This window comes from Pseudooceanicola sp. (assembly GCF_041987405.1).
Classification (GTDB): Bacteria; Pseudomonadota; Alphaproteobacteria; order Rhodobacterales; family Rhodobacteraceae; genus Pseudooceanicola.
This window is the reverse complement of the sequence record NZ_JBHIWR010000002.1, coordinates 68,378-89,556: the sequence shown is the minus strand read 5'-3', so window position 1 is coordinate 89,556 and position 21,179 is coordinate 68,378. Positions and strand designations below refer to the sequence as shown.

The following is a 21,179-nucleotide window of genomic DNA, read 5'->3' as shown; positions in this document are numbered from 1 at the left end:
CGGCCGCTGGCGTATCTCCGGAACATCTGGGGAACGTGCCATGTTGATGCTCGCAGGATTGATGGGGTTGATGTTTGTCGGGGCGAGCGCCCTTGTCGGCACGGTCGCCCCTGAAGAGGACGAGTCCCCCGACCTGACCGAAGATGAGGAACGCGATCTCAGCCTGCTGAGTGATCCGGACGCGACGGCGGAGGCCAGCCTGATGGATGGTGACATCCACTCCGGGTCGGCGGGGGTGGATGGTCTGACCGGCACCGAGGGTGGCGATCAGATCGGGGGCTATTCCGGTGATGACTGGCTGATTGGCGCATCGGGATCTGATGTCCTTGTCGGCGACGATGGCTCCGACACGCTGGAGGGTGCGGCGGGCAACGATACCCTGCAGGGCGGGAATGCAGATGACCTGCTGCAGGGCGGGTCCGGCGACGACAGGCTGTTCGGGCAGATGGGCAGTGACCTCCTCTCCGGTGGCATCGGTTCGGATGTGCTGATCGGCGGGGCGGGTCTGGACCACATGGTCGGCGGGCGCGATGCGGACGCGCTGCATGGCGGGCTGGGCGGCGACAGGCTGTATGGCGGCCTCGGCGAGGACACGCTTTTCGGCGGGTCGAGCGATGACTGGCTCACGGGTTTTGCGGCCGAACTCGCCGAGGCAGACATGACCGAGCAGGACAGGGATTTCCTGAATGGCGGGTCCGGCGAGGATACGGTCGTCGGGGGCGAAGGTGATGTCCTGACCCTGGGCGAGGGGGCGGATCACGCGGTTCTGGGTGATTGGATCGCGCCAGGGGGCGGGGGTGCTTCGATCCTGGATTTTCTGGCGGGGGAGGATCAGCTTGTCCTGCTCTATTCCGAAGAGGGGGGAGCAGACGCGAATATCGTGATCGACGCGGCGGGCGATTCGACCCGCGTGCTGATGGACGGGGCGATCGTCGCGGTGCTGCCCGCAGAAACGGAGATCGGCATGGAGGATATCGCCTTGCTGCCGGAAAGCGCGGCGGGCCACTTCCTCTATCCCCCGTGACGAGGGGCCATGCGCCGGGGCGATCTGCGTTTTTCGCTTTATTTCCGGCGCGGCATGGCTTATGCGGCCCGAGTTGCCGTCGGATTTCCGGCGGCATCGCAGTTTCGGACCTTGCTGGACGACATCCCGGCTTGCGCCCGCCACCCTTTGAATAGGAGAGACCGATGTCGATTACTGTCGAAGAAAAACAGCGCCTGATGAAGGAATATGCAACCAAGGACGGCGACACCGGGTCGCCCGAAGTTCAGGTTGCCATCCTGTCCTCGCGTATCGCCACGCTGACCGAACACTTCAAAGAACACAAGAAGGACAACCACGGCCGCCGTGGCCTTCTGAAGATGGTTGCTCAGCGCCGGAAGCTGCTGGACTACCTGAAAGGCAAGGACGAAGCGCGCTACACCGACCTGATCAAACGTCTGGGTCTGCGCCGCTGAGGTTCCGATGGGTCCCGAGGACCCATCCTACGCGATCACGCCCGTTCCGGAAGGAGCGGGCTTTTTTTCAGTCCGGGCGCTTGCTTAGGCGCCTGCGTCCGGTAAACAGACCGAACCCGAGGGCAGACAACAGCGCGGGGCCCGTTGCCATCAGTGGCACTGCGGGCAGGACTTCGGTGATGCGATAGGCGTTTCCGGTTTGCTCCAGCAGAACGCCTGCCGACCCGTCCACGAAGTTGAAAAACCTCAGGTCAGCGCGCGTGATGCCAAGAAATTCCTGCAGGGAAGTGACGCCGCTCGCGCCACCTGACACGCCAACCTTGTAGACCGTGTTGAGGGTGTCGTCAGTGGTCGCCATGGTGGCGAAAAGGTTCCCCTTCACCAGATCGCCGAACAGGAGATCAATCAGGTTGAACGAAACATCCGACGCGACCGGCCCGGAAATGGCGAACAACCCGTCCGGGTTGCTGCGTCCCAATTGCGCGTACGGCGTAATGAACCCAGCTTCGGGTATCGTGATTTTGCCGTCCGCGGCAGGTTCCACGCCGGGAAATACACCCGCGTAGGTGCCGGAATTGATGTAGAATGTGCCTTCCCGCGCGTCGCGGTCTCCGTCGACGCCCCAACCGAAATTCTCCACTTTTGTCGTGTCGAGCAGATCGGCCGTGTCGATGACGTTGACCTCTTCGGCGACAGTTCGGCCGATATCCGTGAAGGCAATCCGCGTTTGGTTTTCGTCGGTGAAGATCATGCGCTGCACGTTGCGGATCCCGGTTGCGGCGACTTCGACTGTGCCGTCGGTGTCGATGATCAGCAGCTTGCCGACTGTCGATGCAGGGTCCTGCGGGCCGGTGCTGCCGTCGTAGTGCTGATTGAGATTGTCGCCGCGCGAGAACAGCAACTTGCCATTGCCGAGGGCGAGCATGCCCTCGCCAAAATGCGCCCCGCCCTGCCAGGGGCCCTCCGTGATGCTTTGCGCGGTTTCGAAGGCCGTCACGAAGGTGGGATTCGACAGGGTGCCATCTGATTCACGGTCGTAGGTGTAGATCACCTGATAGTGCGCGGATGGCTTGTGATAATGCGGATCGTCGGGCAACGCGTGGGCGGATTTGCCCTGGGGCAGCGTGGAAGACGTGAACCCTACAAAGACCTGTTGCTCTGACCCGGCCATGTTGATGAAGGCGGATTTGCCCGTCGGTGTTATGCCAGCAGGTTCATCTCCGGCCGAGAGAACGGTTGTGGGGCCTGATTCCCCTTGAATTGTGATTTGCTGACCTGCCTGGTCGACAACATAAAGGCTGTCGCCAATTGCAACGGGCGACGCGATATTCGGTTGGGCTGGCGGGGTGACGTATTGACCGACAAAGTCCAGCTTCACGACCAATCCAGCCTCGATTGCCGGGTCTGGTTGATACGTTGTCGCATTGCCGACCGTTGGAACGCTGATTGCGGCGATGACGAGGGACCGGACAGAAATAAAGGCCATGTGAAATAAACTCCCCAACAATTCCGCAATAGTTTCTGTGTGAATGACAATCGGGTCAAGTTTTACGTTCCCTGCCGAAACTAAGGGTTATGGCGACGGCGGGCGATTTTCTTTGCCGGGACGTCAGGATTGACCGATGCGGTAAGGCGGCGGCATCCTTCCTGGAGAGGGGGAGGAGTACCATGTTACCTGCGCTACGCATCGTCATTCACATGGGCGGGCTGCACCGCCTGTTTCCCTTCTGGCTGGCCGGGGTGGTCGCGCTGGTGCTCTGGTTCCAGGGGGTGCTGATCCTTGCGGTGCTTTACGGTGTGGTGGCGCAATGGGTGCTGGAATACCTGATCCATCGCTTCATCTATCATCGTGAACCCCCGCGCGATCAGGGTCTCTTCAACCGCCTGTACCGGAGCCATATCGGCCATCACGAATTTCCCCAGGACGAGGAGTTCTTTACCGGGGATGACCACTGGTTCCCGCTGCGTGTCGCGGCGGGGTCCTTTGTGCTGCATCTGCTTGCTCTCTGGCCGCTGGTCGGGATTGAACAGGCGGCGCTGCTGTCCTGGGTGGCGCTGTTTGTCGGCTCGGCCTCCGCTTTTGCCTTTTATGAATACTGCCACACGCTGGCGCATCTGAACGTGCCCAAGGGCTGGTTCGGTCAGCGGGTGACCCGCAGCCACGCGGCGCATCATTATCAGGATCACCAGGCGACCTATCATGTGACCTTTGGCATGGGCTGGATCGACCGGCTGTTCGGCACCGCGCATGACCCGGCAAAGGCACGTGAGAGGTTCGACCGGCGCAGCATGATGAGCATCGGGATGGATCCGGACGACCTGCGCCTTGTCACGGCGCGCAAGGCCTATGGGAAGACCGAGCAACCACGACATATGACCAGATCCTGAATGGGCAGTTGGGGTCTGTTTTCAGACCCGGCTGAAACCAGTGCTTTCCAAATCCCTCGCTTTCCTGTATCCGCCGCGCATCTGAGACGTAACGCTCCGGCCCCTGGCGTTGTGCGAAGGATTAGGGGCGGCGGCAATGGGGCCGCCAAGCAAACGGGAGACCCGGCAAGGGGCCGGGAGTGCTCTCTAAAGGATACGACATGTTCAATGTAACTACGAAGACGATGGAGTGGGGCGATGAAACCCTCACTCTGGAAACGGGCAAGGTTGCCCGTCAGGCGGATGGCACCGTGATCGCGACCCTGGGTGAGACCAGCGTGATGGCGAACGTGACCTTCGCCAAGGAACCGAAGCCGGGCCAGGATTTCTTCCCGCTGACGGTTCATTACCAGGAGAAATACTACGCCGCCGGTAAAGTGCCGGGTGGCTTTTTCAAGCGCGAGGCGCGGCCGACCGAAAAGGAAACGCTGACCGCGCGCCTGATCGACCGTCCGATCCGCCCGCTGTTCGTGCCGGGCTTCAAGCATGAAGTTCTGGTGATGTGCACCGTGCTGTCGCACGACCTGGTCAACGACCCGGACGTGGTGGCGATGATCGCGGCCTCCGCTGCGCTGACCATCTCCGGCGCGCCGTTCATGGGGCCGATCGCCGGTGCCCGCGTCGGCTTCGTCGATGGCGAGTATGTGCTGAACCCCTCGGTCGACGACATGCAGGGCCTGCGCAACAACCCCGAGCAGCGGCTCGACCTGGTTGTGGCCGGCACCAAGGACGCCGTCATGATGGTGGAGTCCGAGGCTTACGAACTGACCGAGGACGAGATGCTGGGCGCCGTGACCTTCGCGCACGAGCAGATCCAGCCGGTCATCGACCTGATCATCTCGCTGGCCGAGGATGCCGCGAAAGAGCCGTTCGACTTCACCCCGCCGGATTATTCCGCACTCTACGAGGTCGTGAAGGCGGCGGGCGAAGAGCAGATGAAGGCGGCCTATGCCATCACTGACAAGCAGGAGCGCGTTGCCGCTGTTGCCGCCGCGAAGGACGCCATCAAGGCGGGCCTGACCGAGGAACAGCTGGAAGATGCGAACCTCGGGTCCGCGCTGAAGAAGCTGGAATCCACCGTCCTGCGCGGCACTGTCGTGAAGGATGGCAAGCGGATCGACGGTCGTGCCCTGGATCAGGTGCGTCAGATCGAGGTCGAAACTGGCCTGCTGCCGCGTACCCATGGCTCCGCGCTCTTCACCCGTGGAGAAACGCAGGGTCTGGTCGTGACCACGCTTGGCACCGGCGATGACGAACAGTTCATCGACGCGCTGCACGGCAACTTCAAATCCAACTTCATGCTGCATTACAACTTCCCGCCCTACTCGGTCGGCGAAGTGGGCCGCGTTGGTTCCCCGGGTCGTCGTGAAATCGGTCACGGCAAGCTGGCATGGCGTGCCCTTCAGGCCGTTCTGCCCGCCGCGACCGACTTCCCCTACACGATCCGTATCGTGTCGGAGATCACGGAATCCAATGGCTCGTCCTCGATGGCCTCCGTCTGTGGCGGGTCGCTGTCCATGATGGACGCGGGCGTTCCGCTGAAGGCCGCCGTGGCCGGTGTGGCCATGGGCCTGGTGCTGGAAGACGACGGCTCCTACGCCATCCTGACCGATATCCTGGGCGACGAGGACCACCTCGGCGACATGGACTTCAAGGTGGCCGGGACCGAAGCGGGGATCACCTCGCTCCAGATGGACATCAAGGTTGCAGGCATCACACCTGAGATCATGAAGAAGGCCCTCGCCCAGGCGAAAGACGGCCGGATGCATATCCTTGGCGAGATGAACAAGGCGCAGGCCGGGACGGGTGAATTCTCCGTCCACGCCCCGCGGATCGAGACGATGCAGATCCCGACCGACAAGATCCGTGAAGTGATCGGGTCCGGCGGCAAGGTCATCCGCGAGATCGTCGAGGTTTCCGGTGCCAAGGTCGACATCAACGACGAAGGCATCATCAAGATCGCCTCGCCGAACGGTGACGCCATCCAGAAGGCCTATGACATGATCCATTCGATCGTGGCAGAGCCGGAAGAAGGCCAGGTCTACAAGGGCAAGGTTGTGAAGATCGTCGACTTCGGCGCCTTCGTGAACTTCTTTGGCAAGCGTGACGGCCTGGTGCACGTGTCCCAGATCGAAAACCGCCGCCTGAACCATCCGTCGGATGTGCTGAAGGAAGGCCAGGACGTCTACGTGAAGCTTCTGGGCTTCGACGATCGTGGCAAGGTTCGCCTGGCCATGAAGATGGTCGATCAGGAGACCGGCGAAGAGATCGCGAAAGAGGATGCCGCGGAGTAATCCCGCTGGCATCGTTGAATGGGAGAGCCCCGGCCGGTTGGTCGGGGCTTTTTCTTTGTTTCCTACGCCCAAATGCGTCAGGTTGAGATCACAATTTGTGATCTCAAGGTGTGTGTGATTGCCGGGGGGGGTGGGCCATGCTCAAAGGGCTGGACCGCTAGGGCCCCGCGTCATACGAAGGCGCCATGATCCGCAGCTATATCATCCACCTCGACGGCAGCACGGCGCGTCAGCCTCTGGTCGATACGTTGCAGGGCCTCCTGCCAGCGGCCGAGGTGCTCTCGGCCGTCGACGGGCGGGTGATGAGCGAGGCGGAACGGGCGGCGGTCTGTGTGCCGGTGCTGCACCAGCCGGCCTATCCTTTCCCGCCCAAGCCGGGCGAAGTGGGCTGTTTCCTGTCGCATCGCAAGGCCTGGGAAAGGATCGTCGCCTCCGATGACGAGGCGGCGCTGATTGTCGAGGATGACATTGTCCCGGCCGAAGGGTTCGAGGCGGCGCTGGCGCTGGCTCTGGAAAACGCGGCGCCGAACCGGCTGATCCGGTTTCCCCTGCGCGACCGGGAAGAACCGGAGGAGGTCCTGGCTTCTTCGGGAGACGTTCGGCTGCACCGGCCCCGGGTCGTGGGTCTGACCACCGGGATGCAGCTTGTCGGGCGCGAGGCCGCGGCGCGGTTTCTGGAACTGACAGGGCAGTTTGACCGGCCGGTGGATACGTTCCTGCAGATGCGCTGGCTGACCGGGGTGGAGACGCTGACCCTGTCGCCCGCGCCGGTGCGCAGCGCCGTGGCAGAAACGGGCGGTAGCACGATTCAGAGCCATACCTCGCCCCTGGCGGAGGTCAAACGCAGCTGGCACCGCATGCGCTATCGCGGGAAGGTGGCGCGGCTATCGGGGGCGGACAGATGATCTACACGCGATTTCATGGGCGCACGGGCAACCAGATGTTCCAATATGCAGCGGCGCGGGCGCTGGCGCTGGAACTGGGGACACAGGTCGTGCTGGATGACCGGTTGGCGATTGCGCGGGGCGAACGCTCGATCACCCGGATCTGGGACCTGCCGGTGGTGGCGGGGGATCTGCCGCCCTCGAAACACGACCGGAAACTGGCGCATTACCTGTGGCGGTATTTCGGGTCCTCGCCGAAGTATCACCGCGAAAAGGGGCTGGGATTTGATCCCGCGTTCTTTTCCCTGCCCGATGACAGCTATCTGCACGGCTACTGGCAGTCGGAGAAATACTTCGGGCGCCATGCCGATCAGATCCGGTCCGATTTCGACCTTCCGCCCGCGACGGGCCGCAATGCGGAGCTGGCCGCGCAGATCGGCGAGGGGCTGTCGGTCTCGCTGCATGTCAGGCGGGGGGATTATGTGGCCCTGTCGACGCATGGGGTCTGTGACCAGGCCTATTACGACGCGGCGCTGGCGGCGCTGCTGCCGCGGCTGGAGGCGGAGCCGGTGATCTATGTCTTCTCGGACGAACCGGACTGGGCGCGGGATCACCTTGTGCTGCCAGGGCAGCGCGAGGTGATCGACCACAATGGCGAGGGGGCGGATTACGAGGATATGCGGCTGATGTCGCTGTGCAATCACAACATCATCGCCAATTCCTCCTTCTCGTGGTGGGGCGCCTGGCTGAATGCCGATCCGGGCAAGATCGTGGTCGGCCCGAAGGACTGGTTCGCCAATCCCAAGCTGCGCAACCCCGATATCCTGCCGGAAAGCTGGCTGACTGTCTGAGGCCTATTTGCCGCGTCGTCGGAAGACGCCGGTCGCACGGGCGGCGACGTTGCCGTCTTCATCCTTGATCACGGCCTCGGCGAAGAAGGTCTTGGCGCCTCCGCCGGTGACCGTCCCCTCGGCAATGATCACCTTGCCCTTCAACGGCCCCACATAGTTGACGCTGAGGTTCAGCGTCATGGCCAGTTCCTTGGCCTTTGGATCACCGGTGTAGCAGCCGCAGTAGCCCATGACCGTGTCCGCCATGACAGCGTGGACGCCGCCATGGGGGATGCCGTAGCGATTCATCAGGAAATCTTCCATCGGCAGTTCGAAGCGGGCAAACCCTTCGCGCCATTCGGTGATGTAGAATCCCAGGTGTTTCTGAAGCGGGTAGGGGTCTTCGACGAGGTCGGGGTCGATCATGTGGTCTTTCATTGGTCCTCAGACAGTTTTGGCCGCTTTCAGGCCGGCCTCGGCAAAGCGCGGAACCGAGGCACTCATTTGCTTGGCGCGCTCGGGGTTCGATGCATTGCCGTCCAGCGCGCGTTTGTACACGCCCTGGATGATGCCGGCCATGCGGAAGAAGGTGAAGGCGAGATAGAAGCCGAACTTGTCGATGCCGGGAATGCCGGCGCGTTTGCAGTAGCTCTCGACAAACTCCTCGTCGGTCATCAGCCCTTCCGCCTTGCGGTCGATCCCCGCCAGGCCCCGGCTGTTCGCGCCACCCGGCATGGACCATTGCATGATCACGGCGGCGACATCGGCATAGGGATGGCCGGTGGTCGAAAGCTCCCAGTCGAGGACGGCGGCGACACGGGGGCGGTCCTTTTCGAAAAGCATGTTGTCGATGCGGTAATCGCCATGCGCCAGGGTGCGCAGCCCGTCGTCGGCAGGGATGTTGTTGTTCAGCCACTCGATCAACTCGTCCATCGCCGGGATCGTGTCGGTTTCGCTGGCGCGGTACTGCTTGGTCCAGCGGCCGATCTGGCGTTCGTAGTAGTTGCCCGTGGGGCCGTAGTCGCTCAGCCCCGTCGCGTCGAGGTCGACGGCGTGGATGGCAGCGAGAACGCGGGACATTTCGTCATGGACGGCCCATCTGTCCTCCACCGCCAGTTCCGGCAGCGAAGGCAGATTGAAATGTCGGCCGTCGACTTCGTCCATCACGTAGAACATCGACCCGATGACATCATCGTCCTCGCAGAGCACATGAACCTTGGTCACCGGCACGTCGGTTTCATAAAGCGCCTTCTGCACCCGGAATTCACGATCCACCGCATGGGCGGATTTCAGCAGGACGCCCGGCGGTTTGCGACGCAGGACGTATCTGTGATTGGGTGTGACCAGGCGGAAGGTCGGGTTTGACTGACCGACGTCGAACTTCTCGGCCTCGATCGGGCCTTCAAAGCCGGGCAGGTTTTCGGTGAGCCACGTTTCAACGGCGGCAACGTCGAGTTTCGTGGGGTCCTGTTTGGTCATCGTTACCCTCCCTCAAGCGTAAGTCAGCAGACGGTCGGCATTGGCCGCCGTGATATGCGGGGTTTCGTTGAACCCGTGGAAATAGGTGTTTCGCGGGGTGAAGACGAAGCGCGTGATCGCCGTGTTCTTCATTTGCAACTGCATCTTTGTCTGGTGGATGCCGGGCGTTTCCAGCAGGGCAGACACCGCCTGGGAAATCGCACCGCCGGAGGAGACTGCAAAGACCGTCTCGACCCCGTCGCGCATCAGGGCCTTGCAGGCCGTGTCGACGCGACCGGTGAATTCGGCCCACATCTCTGGCGGGTCGGGGATTTCGTCGCGCTGCCATTCCGCCACGGTGGTGCGCAGTGTGCGGAAGTGGCTTTTGTGATCGGACAGCATGCCCTCGGGTTCGCCACCCGCGGCGTACTTGGCCTTCAGCAGGTTGCTGAAATCGTATTCATCGAGCCCCGCCTGCAATTCGGCTTCAAGCTCAAGCTTCATGCCCTTGAGGATGCCGGCAAGGGTCTCTTTCTGGCGGGTCAGGGTGCCATGCGCCACGACATCGGGAATGATCCCTTCCTGCGCAAACCATTGGCCGAGCGCTTCGGATTGTTCATGGCCTATTTCAGAGAGCTTGTCGTAATTGGCGGCCCCGAAGGACGCCTGACCATGGCGGATAAGGTAGAGTGTGGGCATAGGGGGGACTTGGCGCTTTTCGGTTCGTGTCCCGGCCTTGCGCCGGGACCCCGCGCGGCTCATGCGACGCGAGGCCCCGGCATGAGGCCGGGGCACATCAGTGGTTTCAGAGGACTTCGAAAAGGCCGGCCGCACCCATGCCGCCACCGACACACATGGTGCAGACAACGTATTTGGCACCGCGACGCTTGCCCTCGATCAGCGCGTGGCCGACCATGCGGGCGCCGGACATGCCGTAGGGGTGACCGATGGAGATCGCGCCGCCGTTCACGTTCAGCAGCTCGTCCGGGATGCCCAGGACACGCTGAGACTGCAGAACCTGGCTGGCGAAGGCCTCGTTCAGTTCCCACAGGCCGATGTCGTCCATCTTGAGCCCGTGCGCTTCCAGCAGTTTCGGCACGGCATAGATCGGGCCGATGCCCATTTCTTCCGGGCCGAGGCCTGCGGCCATGACACCGACGTAGCGGCCAAGCGGCTGGAGACCGCGCTTTTCGGCTTCCTTGGCTTCCATGATGACGGAGGCCGAGGCACCATCGGAGAGCTGCGAGGCGTTACCGGCGGTGATGTTCTTGCCTTCCTTGATCTGCTGGCCGTCCTTGAAGACCGGCGCGAGACCCTGGAGGTTTTCCAGCGTGGTGGACGGGCGGTTGCCTTCGTCCTTCTCCAGCGTGACTTCCTTGTAGGAGACTTCCTTCGTCTCCTTGTCGACCACGGCCATGGTCGAGGTCAGCGGCACGATTTCGTCGTCGAACTTGCCGGCCTGCTGTGCGGCGGCGGTGCGCTGCTGCGATCTCAGGGCGTATTCGTCCTGGTCTTCGCGCGATACGTTATAGCGCTCTGCCACGATTTCTGCCGTTTCCAGCATGGTCATGTAAAGCTCGGGCTTGTGTTCCTGAATCCAGGGATCGCGCGCGCGGTCGGTGCGCATGTTCTGGTTCTGAACCAGCGAAATGGATTCGACACCGCCGCCGATCACGATGTCCATGCCGTCATGCACGACCTGCTTGGCCGCCGTGGCGATGGCCATCATGCCGCTTGCACACTGGCGGTCCATGGACATGCCCGCGATGGAGACCGGAAGCCCCGCGCGGATCACGGCCTGACGGCCGATGTTGCCGCCGGTGGACCCCTGCTCGATTGCGCAGCCGATCACGCAGTCGGAGATTTCGGAGCCATCGAGGCCCGCGCGCTCCACGGCGTTCTTCACGGCATGGCCGATCAGTTCCTGAGCCTGGGTGTTGTTGAACGCACCGCGATAGGCCTTGCCGATCGGGGTCCGTGCTGTTGAGACGATAACTGCGTCACGCATTTGATAGTCCTCCTGAGTTTACTTGGTCCGGTCCGGAAGCTCGATGCCGCGGAGTTCCGCAGCCTTCCGGGCGAATTTTCCTGTCTGGGCAAAGGCACCAGGCATGATCTGCTGACCCTCTTCGCTGCGGATCTCCTCCATCCGCGACGCGATTGTGTCGGGGTCCAGCTCGTCGTCGGCAAAGGCGACGCCGTCGGTTTCGTAGATGCGGCATTCGGCAAAGACGCCGCCGCCCGCGCCCATGATCATCCGGTTGGGCGCGTCCTCGTGAAGCAGGGTCAGCACGCCGGGGGTGATCGTTTCGGGCTTGAGCAGGTCAAGCATCTGTTGCGGCAGCAACTCTTCGGTCATCCGGGTCGCGGCTGTCGGCGACAGGATGTTGGCCTTGATGTTGTACTTGTTGCCCTCCTGGACCAGCACGTTCATCAGCCCGACCATGGCCGCCTTGGCCGCACCATAGTTCGACTGGCCGAAGTTGCCGTAGAGGCCCGAGGACGAGGTGGTGTAGACGATCCGGCCGTATTCGTTCTGGCGGAAATGTTCCCACAGGGCCTTGGTCGGGATGACCGATCCCATCAGGTGCACGTCGACCACCTTTCGGAAGTCGTCCAGCTCCATCTTGGAGAATGTCTTGTCGCGCAGGATACCCGCGTTGCAGAGCAGGATGTCCACCTTGCCAAATCGGTCGATGGCCTGATCGACCATGTCCTGAACCTGCGCCTCGTCGGTGACGTTCGCACCATGGGCCATGGCTTCGCCGCCCATGGCCTCGATCTCCTTCACCACCGCTTCGGCCTGGGCGCTGGACGACCCGGTGCCGTCGGTGGCAACGCCCAGGTCGTTGACCACGACCTTTGCGCCGCGGGCCGCCAGGCCCAGGGCATGGGCGCGGCCAAGGCCGACGCCGGCGCCGGTGACGATGGCCACGCGGCCGTCGAAACGAATGCTCATGTATTATCCTCCGAAATATCTGCGGCCCAGCCACTCGGCAACGAGGGCGGGCTTGTCTTTGCCGTCGATCTCGACCGTGACGGTCGTGGTTGTCTGAATCTCGCCCGGGCGGATCTCCTCGACCTTGTCGAGGACGAAGCGCCCCCGGATCTTTGAGCCGACCGGGACAGGCGAGACGAAGCGCATCTTGTTCATGCCATAGTTTACGCCCATGACCACCCCCTCGACCGAGGGCATCTGATAGACCATGGCCGAGAGCATCGACATGGTCAGGAAGCCATGCGCGATTGTCGTGCCGAAGGGGGTCTTGGCGGCCTTTTCGGGGTCAACATGAATGTACTGCCAGTCCTCGGTGCAGTCGGCAAAGGTGTTGATCCGCTCCTGCGTCATCTCGAACCAGTCGGAGACACCGATCTCCTGGCCGACCATGGCCTCGTATTCTTCGCGGGTGACGGTCTTGCTCATCTTCAATCCTCCTGAACCGATGCGGCTTTGGCGGCGACCGCGGCGTTGAGCCCGCCTGCCACCGGTATCGTGTGACCCGAGACATAGGCCCCGGCGCGGGAACAGAGGTAGAGAACCACCCCCGCAATATCCTCCGGCGTGCCGACACGGCCAAGAGGGATGTTCTGACCGGCCTTTTCACGCTGTTCCTCCGTGCCGATGGCAAAGGCCATCATCTTGGACAGGAAAGGCCCGGGCGCGAAGGCGTTGACCGTGATGTACTGCGGCGCCAGTTCGGACGACATGAGCGTCGTCATGTGATGCACCGCACCCTTGGAAACGCCGTAGCTGTAGGCCGTGCCGCCGCGCGGCTGGATACCGACGATGGAGCCGGTGTTGAGCACGCGGGCCGGGTCTTCGAAGCTGGCCGCCTTGCGCAGCAGGGGCAGCAGTTTCTGGGTCAGGTAGAACATGCCAGTGACGTTGACGTCCAGCACGCGGGACCATGCGTCATAGGGAAATTCCTCCATAGAGGGTGCGCCCCAGGTCTTGCCCGCGTTGTTGAGCAGGATCGGCAGGCTGTCGGTGCGTTTCTCGACCTCTTTCACGAGGGCCAGAACACCCTCTTCGCTGCCGACATCCCCGGCAAAGCCCTCGGCCTTGCCGGTCAGGCCCATCTGGTTCAACTGATCCGCCGCGCCTTCGCAGGCGTGGACCTTGCGCGAGGCGATCATGACGTCGCAGCCCGCGCCCATCAGCGCCTCGGCCGCCATCAGGCCGATGCCCGAGGCGCCGCCGGTGACCAGTGCTTTCTTGCCCGTCAGGTCGAAAAGTTTGGAAACCAGTAGATCCGACATCAGAAGCCCCTCGCTACTGCCACGCGGGCGGCATGATAGCCATAGTCGCCCAGCCATTCCGCGCCGACGCGCGCGCGCTTCATGAAGAAGCCCATGTCAAATTCGTCGGTCATGCCGATGCCGCCGTGCATCTGCACGCCCTCGCTGACCGCCAGTTTTGCGGTCTGGGTCGCGCGGGCCTTGGCGATGGAAACCGCGATGTCCGATCCTTCGGGGTCCTCGTCCATGACGCGGCCCGCGTTGGTGATGGCCGACGCGGTAATCTCGATTTCCGCGAACAGATGCGCGGCGCGGTGTTGCAGCGCCTGGAAGGATCCGATGGTGCGTCCGAACTGCTTACGCTCCTTCAGGTAGCCGGTGGTCATCCCGAAGGCCCCGGCAGAGACGCCGAGCAATTCGGCCGACAGCGCGGCCTGACCGGCATTCAGCGCGGCGTGGACAGCGGCCATGCCGCAATCGACCTCGCCCACGACGTCGTCGCCGGTGGCCTCCACATTGTCGAAGTCAATCTGGGCGTGGTCCCGTTCATCCACCGTGCGCTTGGCGGTGCGGGTCAGGCCCGCGCGCCCCGCGTCGATGTCGAAGAGGGTCAGCCCCTCGGCCTCGCCCGCCGTGCCGCCAGTGCGGGCCAGGACCAGCACGCGGGTCGCGGCGCCACCATCGGCGACAAAGACCTTGCGACCGGACAGTTTGAAGGCGTTGCCGGATTTCTCGGCCCGCAGGTCGGTGCGCAGGGGGGCGTGTTTCGGCCCTTCGTCCACGGCCAGCGCGTAGATCGCATCGCCGGAGGCAATCCCCGCCAGCCGATCATTCGCCGCGCCCTTCAGCGCGGTGGCGGCCATCACGGCGGTGGAGATGAAGGGGGAGGCGGCCAGAACCTCGCCCATCTCCTCGCTCAGGATGCCTGCGGCACGGTGGCCCATGTCGGAGCCTCCGGCCTCTTCGGGCAGCAGGACCCCGGTCCAGCCCATCTGGGCCATCTCTTTCCAGAGACCGGGGTCGTAGGTGCGCCCGGCATCGCGGTTGGCGCGGAAGGCGGTAACGGGGGAGCTTTCCTGCAGAAAGCCGCGCGCAGCGTCGCGCAGCATGACTTCATCCTCGGTCGGGACAAGCGAAGCAACCATGGTGATAATCCTTTACGAAGACGGCAATTCGAGAACGCGTTTGGACAGGATGTCGAGCATCACTTCGCTCGTCCCGCCCTCGATCGAGTTCGCCTTGGTGCGCAGCCATTCCGGCGCCAGGGTGCCATGATCGCCCTTCCACTCCACCCCTTCGGAGCCGGTGATAGACATCAGGATTTCATAGCGGCGCTTGTTCAGCTCCGTCCCGGAGTATTTCAGCATGGCAGAGGCATGGCCGACGCCGCCCTGTTTCGCCATGTCCTTGTAGCGTTCCATCGTCATGCCCATGGCCAGCGTGTCGATCTCCAGCTCCATCGTCTGGGCGCGGATCACCGGATCGTCCATGATATGTTCGTCCAGCGTGTCGATGAAGGCGCCGAGGGAGCGGCCGCCAAGGATGCCGCCCGCCGCGCCGGAGCCGCCGCCGCCGATCATCTCGCGCTCGTGCGTCAGAAGATGTTTCGCGACATCCCAACCGCGGTTGAGCTCGCCCACGATGCGGGAATTGCCCTCTTCGTCGGTCTTGGGGACCATGACATCGTCAAAGAAGGTTTCGCAGAAGGGCGAGGCGCCGGAGATCAGCTTGATCGGCTTGGTGGAGACGCCGTTGGCCTCCATGTCGATCAGCATGAAGGAGATGCCCTTGTGCTTTGGCGCGTCCTTGTCGGTGCGGACGAGGGCGAAAATCCAGTCGGCCTTGTCGGCGTAGGAGGTCCAGATTTTCGAGCCGTTGACCACCCAATGGTCGCCCTTGTCCTCGGCCCGGGTCTGAACTGACGCAAGGTCACTGCCCGCGCCGGGTTCGGAATATCCCTGGCACCAGCGGACGCGGCCGTTGGTGATATCTGGCAGATACTTCAGCTTCTGTTCGTGGGTGCCGAAGGCCAGCAGCGCCGGGCCAAGCATCCAGAGGCCGAAACTTTCCAGCGGCGAGGGCGCCCTGGCCTTGGACATTTCTTCGCGGAAGATCTTTTCCTGGGCCCGAGTCAGTCCGGCACCGCCGTATTCCGTCGGCCATCTGGGGGCCGTCAGCCCGACCGAAGCGGCATTTTCCATCCAGATTCGCTGCTCGTCGCAGGAGAAAGTGAAGCGTTTGCCGCCCCAACAGATCGTCCGTTGATCGGCGGGCATAACCTTCAGTTTTTGAGGGCATTTTTCGGCGATAAAAGCCGCGACCTCGGACCGAAACTGGTCCAGGTCGTCCGAAAATGACGACATATCCGCTCCTCCCAATCAGCGCATGTTTTGCATTGCAGAATAGAATTTCACAGTTTGCTTGACAAGGCGGGTCGGAAACCTTTTGATCGGGTTCAGAAACCATCCGGGTGAGAATCCGGACTTTCGTAACGGGAGGAAATCCATGTCCATCAAGAAAGCCGCACTCGCGGCTGCAGTTTCTTTTGTCGCCGTGACGGCCGCGCAGGCCGACATCAAAATGGCGTTCATCGACCCGCTCTCCGGTCCGTTCGGTCCGTCGGGTGAAGCGGCCTACACCAGCTTCATTCTGGAAGCCGAGCGAATCAACGAAGCAGGCGGCGTGAACGGTGAGATGATCGAAGTCACCGGCTACGACAACAAGGTCAATCCGAAGGAATCGCTGGTTCAGCTGCAGAAGGCGATCGACAGCGGCGCCCGCTATATTTTCCAGGGCAACGGTTCTTCGGTGGCTGCGGCGATCATCGACGCTGTCAACAAGCACAACTCGCGCAACCCCGGCGAAGAGGTTCTCTTCTTCAACTACGCGGCCGTGACGCCGGCCTTCACGAACGAAGACTGCTCTTTCTGGCACTTCCGGTTCGATGCGCATGCCGACATGAAAATGGCGGCGATCACCGACTATATCAGATCGCAGGATGACATCAAAAAGGTCTACCTGATCGGTCAGGACTACATCTTCGGCCAGGCCGTCGCAGCTGCTGCGGAAAGCCAGCTCAAAGAAAAGCGTAGCGACATCGAAATCGTCGGCAACGAACTCCACCCGCTTGGCAAGGTTAAGGACTTCACCCCCTACATCCAGAAGATCATCTCTTCGGGTGCGGATGCCGTGATCACCGGCAACTGGGGCGCCGACATGCAGCTGCTGATGAAAGCCGCTGCGGAATCCGGGTCCGACATTCCCTATCTGACCTTCTACGGTGGTTCGCTTGGTGCGGTGTCCGCACTTGGTGATGGCGCCAAGGACCTGCTGTACCAGGTTACCGAAGGCATCACGAACCTTGAAGCCGACGAAGGCCAGTACGAGCTCATCGAGACGTACAAAGAGCGTTTCCCGGAGTATGACTACTACTACCACCGGGCACATGTCGCGATGCGCATGTTCAAAAAGGCCGCTGAAGAAGCCGGTTCCGTGGAGCCGATCGCCGTGGCCTACGCCCTCGAAGGCATGACCCACGAGGACGCCTATGGTCCGGTCACCATGCGTGCAGACGACCACCAGGTGCAGCAGAACCTCTACATCTCGACTGTGTCCGACGACGTGAAATACGGCGTGGACAACATCGAGCTGGGTTGGAAGATGGTCGACGGCGGCAAGATCGAAGCCGCAGCCGCCGAGCAGCCGACGACCTGCGAGATGGAGCGCCCCGAGAAGCCGTAATCTCGGACGTCAGTCTAACGATCTAAATGGGGCGCCGTGCCGTGAAAGCTCGGCGCCCCAACTACACTCAACGAGGTCATCATGGAAACGATCGTATTCGCGCTGCTGAATGGCGTGATCTACGGGCTCCTGCTGTTCATGCTGTCGTCCGGCCTGACCCTCATCTTCTCGATGATGGGCGTGCTGAACTTCGCACATGCGAGCTTCTACATGCTGGGCGCTTATTTCGCCTTCACCATTTCAGGCTCGTCCAGTTTCTGGATCGCGCTATTCGTCGCCCCGGTTCTTGTCGGGCTGGTCGGTGCGCTGGTCGAACGCTACGGGCTGCGCAAGGTCCATGCCAACGGGCATGTGGCCGAACTGCTGTTCACCTTCGGCCTTGCCTATCTGATCGAGGAAGTCGTCAAGATCTTCTACGGCAAGACCTCCGTGGACTATCGCATCCCCGAACTGCTGAATTTCCCTGCGTTCACCGTCTATGGCGCGTCCTTCCCGGCTTACCGGATCTTCATGCTGTTCATCGCGATCGGGATGCTGGTCGGTCTGTGGTACCTGCTGAAGAAGACCCGCGCGGGTCTGATCATCCAGGCGGCGCTGACGCATCCGCATATGGTCGGCCACCTGGGCCACAACGTGCCGCTGATCTTCATGACCGTCTTTGGCATCGGCTGTGCGATGGCCGGCCTCGCCGGTGTGATCGCGGGCAACATCTTCGTGACCGACCCGGCCATGGCCGTGCAGATGGGGCCGATCGTCTTCGTGGTGGTCGTTGTCGGTGGCATCGGTTCGCTCGAAGGGGCGTTCCTGGCCTCGTTGCTGATCGGACTGATCCAGAACTTCGCCGTGGGCATCAATGCCTCCTTCGCGGAAATCTTCTGGTTCACCGGGCTCAGCCCGACCTCTGAAATCGGGGATATCACCATTTCCTCGCTGGCGCCTGTCATGCCCTTCCTGCTGCTGGTGCTGATGCTGATCTTTAGGCCGCGTGGCCTGATGGGGGAGCAAGACCTATGAGCGATACGACGCAAACTCATGGCAATCTCGCCCCCTCCGTGGGCGAGAAGTTCCGCCAGCGGGCTCTGCCGTTCCTGATCTTCATCGCGATCATTCTGCTGATCCCGCTGACAGACCCGTCGCGGACAATGCTGGCGGTCATTCACCAGATGGCGATCTACATCGTCTTCGCGGTGGCCTATAACATGCTGCTCGGAAAGGGGGGTATGCTCTCCTTCGGGCATGCGGTCTACTTCGGCCTCGGCGGGTACTTCTGCATGCATGCGATGAACTGGATCGAAGACGGACGCGGCCTCTGGGGCAGCTATCCGACCTTCTTCCTGCCGCTGATGGGCTTTCTTGCCGGCGCGGCCGCGGCCGTGGTGATCGGGTCCTTCTCCTGTCGTCGGGCAGGGACCACCTTCGCGATGATCTCACTCGGTGTGGCCGAGCTGGTGTTCTCCGGGGCCTTCATGTTCGACAGTCTCTTCGGCGGCGAACAGGGGATCAACGGCGACCGGATGAACGGGCCGGAGGTCTTCGGCCTGACCATGGGTCCGATGCAGGATATCTACTGGTTCATGGCCTTCTGGACGATCCTTGCGGTCCTCGCGATGTATGCCTTCACCCGGACGCCCCTGGGCCGTCTGTCCGAAGCGACCCGCGACAACCCGCAGCGCGTTCAGTTCATCGGCTACAACCCGACGCGCGTACGCTGGCTGGTCTTCTCGATTTCCGGTGGCTTTGCAGGTCTCGCCGGGGGCATGTCCGCCGTAAACTACGAGATCTTCACACCTGAGGCACTGTCGCTGATCCCGTCGGGCTTTGTCCTGATCATGGCTTATGTGGGTGGCATCACCTACTTCGCCGGTCCGATCATGGGGGCGATCCTGCTGACCTACATGTCCTCGATGATGTCCGACTTTACCGAAGCCTGGCTTTTGTACCTGGGCCTCATGTTCGTGATCATCGTGATGTACGCCCCGCGCGGCATCGCCGGGATCGTCTTCGGCTTCTGGGAGGGTATTCGCGGCAGTAATCCGGGCGAGTTCCTGAAGAAGTGGCTGATGCAGCTGGTGGGCTGCGGACTGATGCTGGTCGGCCTGATCATCCTGGTCGAAGTGGCGGTTCGCTGGTCCAATGGCTGGGGCGAGTCCTTCGAACCCTATGGGCTGCACTTCCCGATCGACAGTGTCGTGACCTGGATCGCGATTATCGTGCCGCTGGCGGCGGGGGTCTCGATCCTCCGTTTCGTCGGCCGCAAGAAAGAGGAGATGCCGGCATGACCGCTCCCGCCCTTTCACTGAAGAACCTGAGCAAGAGCTTCGGTCCGGCCAAGATCATCAATGACGTCTCGCTCGACATTCCCGCGGGCGAACGTCATGCGATCATCGGTCCGAACGGCGCGGGCAAGTCGACATTGTTCAACCTGATTTCGGGGCTCTACACCCCGTCCTCGGGCACGGTGTCGCTGAATGGCACGCTGATCTCGGGCGTCCCCCCGTTCGAGATCAACCGGATGGGCCTGTCACGGTCCTTCCAGGTGTCCAACATCTTCGCCAACATGACCGTGCGCGAAAACGTGCGCTGCGGCGTGCTGCACTCGCTCGGGCAGGGCTATTCCTTCTGGAAAAGCGTAACCTCCTCCAAGCAGGTGCAGGAGAAGACCTACGAGGTGCTGGAACACTGCGCGCTGGTCGACAAGGCCAACATGCCTGCCGCGCTGCTGCCCTATGCGGATCAGCGCGCGCTGGAAATCGCGATCACCATCGCGGGCGGGGCGAATGTCATCCTGCTGGATGAACCGACCGCGGGCATGAGCCATTCGGAAACCGACCGCGCGGTGGAACTGATCCGCAAGTCGAGCGAAGGCAAGACGCTGGTGATCGTCGAACACGACATGGGCGTGATCTTCGACCTGGCGGACCGGATCTCGGTTCTGGTCTATGGCGAGATCATCGCCTCGGCCCCGCCGTCCGAGATCCGGGGCGATCCCAAGGTCCGCGAAGCCTATCTCGGGGATGAAGCCCTGCCAGAAGAAAACGGGGCGGAGGAAACCGCATGACCCAGCCAATGCTCGAAGTCAAAGACCTCCATGCCTTCTACGGCAAGTCGCATGTGCTGCGCGGCGTGAACATGGAAATCATGCCGGGCGAGGTGATCGCGCTTCTGGGCCGCAACGGGGTGGGGCGCTCCACCACCGCCAAGGCCATCATGGGCGAGGTCGCGCCGAAGGGCGAGATCCTGTTCAAGGGTCAGCCGATCTCGGGGCTGGAAAGCCACAAGATCAGCCGTCTGGGTCTGGGCTATGTGCCGGAAAGCCGGGACATCTTCCCGACGATGACGGTGCGCCAGAACCTGATCCTCGGCGTGAAGGACATGAAGAACCCGGGCAAGTACAGCATCGACCAGATGCTGGACATGTTCCCCAACCTGCGGGCGCGGGCCGACAATCCCGCCGGTGTCCTGTCGGGCGGCGAAAAGCAGATGCTGACCATGTGCCGGACCCTGATGGGCGATCCGGAGCTGATCATCATCGACGAGCCGACCGAGGGCCTGGCGCCGAAGATCGTGCAGCAGATCGGTGACACGATCGCGGAGATCGCCAAGACCGGTGTCGCGATCCTGCTGGTGGAACAGAAGCTCTCCATCGCGCTGCGCATCGCCAATCGCGTCTATGTGATGGGCCACGGCGAAATCGTCTACGGCGGCACGCCGGAGGAATTCGCCGGCCGTGACGATGTCCGCAAGGAGTGGCTGGAGGTCTGATCCGCCCGGTATAGTGACATATGAAGGGGGCCCCGTTAGGGCCCCTTTCTTTTGGTCGATAGCACCGGCCCGGCGACCCCCGCCCC

Annotated in this window: 21 protein-coding genes; 11 read left to right on the top strand and 10 right to left on the bottom strand. The window is 62.3% G+C overall.

Annotated features, from left to right (window positions below; translation table 11 throughout):
- Positions 1-40: 40 nt before the first annotated feature.
- Both ACFC2Y_RS05145 and rpsO read left to right on the top strand, forming a co-directional pair.
- Positions 41-1,024 carry a calcium-binding protein gene (locus ACFC2Y_RS05145; RefSeq protein ID WP_375174322.1) on the top strand — a complete coding sequence of 328 codons (984 nt, stop codon included), beginning with the start codon at positions 41-43 and terminating at the stop codon, positions 1,022-1,024.
- A 164-nt stretch (positions 1,025-1,188) separates the two neighbouring features.
- Positions 1,189-1,458, top strand: a complete 270-nt coding sequence (rpsO, locus tag ACFC2Y_RS05140) for a 30S ribosomal protein S15 (RefSeq protein ID WP_375174323.1) — start codon at positions 1,189-1,191, stop codon at positions 1,456-1,458.
- A gap of 67 nt (positions 1,459-1,525) precedes the next feature.
- On the opposite strand, the gene ACFC2Y_RS05135 is transcribed toward rpsO, so the two are convergent.
- On the bottom strand, positions 1,526-2,944 hold the full coding sequence (locus ACFC2Y_RS05135; RefSeq protein WP_375174324.1) for a PQQ-dependent sugar dehydrogenase: 1,419 nt from the start codon (positions 2,942-2,944) through the stop codon (positions 1,526-1,528).
- A 182-nt stretch (positions 2,945-3,126) separates the two neighbouring features.
- On the opposite strand from ACFC2Y_RS05135, the gene ACFC2Y_RS05130 reads away from it, so the two are divergent.
- The 4 genes from ACFC2Y_RS05130 (at position 3,127) to ACFC2Y_RS05115 (ending at position 7,914) form a co-directional block, all read left to right on the top strand.
- Entirely contained in the window at positions 3,127-3,846 is a 720-nt protein-coding gene (locus ACFC2Y_RS05130) for a sterol desaturase family protein (RefSeq protein WP_375174325.1), read from the top strand.
- A 200-nt stretch (positions 3,847-4,046) separates the two neighbouring features.
- Entirely contained in the window at positions 4,047-6,179 is a 2,133-nt protein-coding gene (gene pnp, locus ACFC2Y_RS05125; protein ID WP_375174326.1) for a polyribonucleotide nucleotidyltransferase, read from the top strand.
- Between the two features lie 185 nt (positions 6,180-6,364).
- The gene (locus tag ACFC2Y_RS05120) at positions 6,365-7,084 is read left to right on the top strand and encodes a glycosyltransferase family 25 protein (RefSeq protein ID WP_375174327.1); all 720 of its coding nucleotides are present in this window, start codon (positions 6,365-6,367) and stop codon (positions 7,082-7,084) included.
- Positions 7,081-7,914, top strand: coding sequence for an alpha-1,2-fucosyltransferase (locus ACFC2Y_RS05115; RefSeq protein WP_375174328.1), 834 nt, complete (start codon positions 7,081-7,083; stop codon positions 7,912-7,914). The genes ACFC2Y_RS05120 and ACFC2Y_RS05115 overlap by 4 nt, the downstream gene beginning before the upstream one ends.
- A gap of 3 nt (positions 7,915-7,917) precedes the next feature.
- Here the strand turns inward: ACFC2Y_RS05115 and ACFC2Y_RS05110 are convergent, their stop codons facing one another.
- The 9 genes from ACFC2Y_RS05110 to ACFC2Y_RS05070 all read right to left on the bottom strand — a co-directional run bounded on the left by ACFC2Y_RS05110 (position 7,918) and on the right by ACFC2Y_RS05070 (position 15,953).
- Positions 7,918-8,331: a PaaI family thioesterase gene (locus tag ACFC2Y_RS05110; protein ID WP_375186413.1), complete on the bottom strand. Its 414-nt coding sequence runs from the start codon at positions 8,329-8,331 to the stop codon at positions 7,918-7,920.
- A gap of 6 nt (positions 8,332-8,337) precedes the next feature.
- Positions 8,338-9,372 (bottom strand): phosphotransferase family protein, encoded by a 1,035-nt coding sequence (locus tag ACFC2Y_RS05105; protein ID WP_375174330.1) that lies wholly within the window; start codon positions 9,370-9,372, stop codon positions 8,338-8,340.
- Between the two features lie 12 nt (positions 9,373-9,384).
- Positions 9,385-10,050, bottom strand: a complete 666-nt coding sequence (locus tag ACFC2Y_RS05100) for a histidine phosphatase family protein (RefSeq protein ID WP_375174331.1) — start codon at positions 10,048-10,050, stop codon at positions 9,385-9,387.
- Between the two features lie 106 nt (positions 10,051-10,156).
- Complete coding sequence (locus tag ACFC2Y_RS05095; protein WP_375174332.1) at positions 10,157-11,359, bottom strand: acetyl-CoA C-acyltransferase; 1,203 nt, start codon at positions 11,357-11,359, stop codon at positions 10,157-10,159.
- 18 nt (positions 11,360-11,377) lie between these two features.
- Positions 11,378-12,310 carry an SDR family NAD(P)-dependent oxidoreductase gene (locus ACFC2Y_RS05090; protein ID WP_375174333.1) on the bottom strand — a complete coding sequence of 311 codons (933 nt, stop codon included), beginning with the start codon at positions 12,308-12,310 and terminating at the stop codon, positions 11,378-11,380.
- 3 nt (positions 12,311-12,313) lie between these two features.
- Positions 12,314-12,775, bottom strand: a complete 462-nt coding sequence (locus tag ACFC2Y_RS05085; RefSeq protein WP_375174334.1) for a MaoC family dehydratase — start codon at positions 12,773-12,775, stop codon at positions 12,314-12,316.
- Between the two features lie 2 nt (positions 12,776-12,777).
- Positions 12,778-13,611, bottom strand: coding sequence for an SDR family oxidoreductase (locus tag ACFC2Y_RS05080; RefSeq protein WP_375174335.1), 834 nt, complete (start codon positions 13,609-13,611; stop codon positions 12,778-12,780).
- On the bottom strand, positions 13,611-14,735 hold the full coding sequence (locus ACFC2Y_RS05075) for an acyl-CoA dehydrogenase family protein (RefSeq protein ID WP_375174336.1): 1,125 nt from the start codon (positions 14,733-14,735) through the stop codon (positions 13,611-13,613). Before ACFC2Y_RS05075 ends, ACFC2Y_RS05080 begins: the two co-directional genes overlap by 1 nt.
- 12 nt (positions 14,736-14,747) lie before the next feature.
- On the bottom strand, positions 14,748-15,953 hold the full coding sequence (locus tag ACFC2Y_RS05070) for an acyl-CoA dehydrogenase family protein (protein ID WP_375174337.1): 1,206 nt from the start codon (positions 15,951-15,953) through the stop codon (positions 14,748-14,750).
- Positions 15,954-16,095: 142 nt separating this feature from the next.
- Here ACFC2Y_RS05070 and ACFC2Y_RS05065 point away from each other — a divergent pair, with 142 nt between their 5' ends.
- The 5 genes from ACFC2Y_RS05065 to ACFC2Y_RS05045 all read left to right on the top strand — a co-directional run bounded on the left by ACFC2Y_RS05065 (position 16,096) and on the right by ACFC2Y_RS05045 (position 21,093).
- Positions 16,096-17,331, top strand: a complete 1,236-nt coding sequence (locus ACFC2Y_RS05065) for a branched-chain amino acid ABC transporter substrate-binding protein (protein ID WP_375174338.1) — start codon at positions 16,096-16,098, stop codon at positions 17,329-17,331.
- An 81-nt stretch (positions 17,332-17,412) separates the two neighbouring features.
- Positions 17,413-18,345 carry a branched-chain amino acid ABC transporter permease gene (locus tag ACFC2Y_RS05060; protein ID WP_375174339.1) on the top strand — a complete coding sequence of 311 codons (933 nt, stop codon included), beginning with the start codon at positions 17,413-17,415 and terminating at the stop codon, positions 18,343-18,345.
- Positions 18,342-19,610 carry a branched-chain amino acid ABC transporter permease gene (locus ACFC2Y_RS05055; RefSeq protein WP_375174340.1) on the top strand — a complete coding sequence of 423 codons (1,269 nt, stop codon included), beginning with the start codon at positions 18,342-18,344 and terminating at the stop codon, positions 19,608-19,610. The genes ACFC2Y_RS05060 and ACFC2Y_RS05055 overlap by 4 nt, the downstream gene beginning before the upstream one ends.
- Entirely contained in the window at positions 19,607-20,389 is a 783-nt protein-coding gene (locus tag ACFC2Y_RS05050) for an ABC transporter ATP-binding protein (protein WP_375174341.1), read from the top strand. The genes ACFC2Y_RS05055 and ACFC2Y_RS05050 overlap by 4 nt, the downstream gene beginning before the upstream one ends.
- A complete protein-coding gene (locus ACFC2Y_RS05045; protein WP_375174342.1) occupies positions 20,386-21,093 on the top strand; it encodes an ABC transporter ATP-binding protein in 708 nt (235 codons plus the stop codon). Before ACFC2Y_RS05050 ends, ACFC2Y_RS05045 begins: the two co-directional genes overlap by 4 nt.
- Positions 21,094-21,179: the final 86 nt, after the last annotated feature.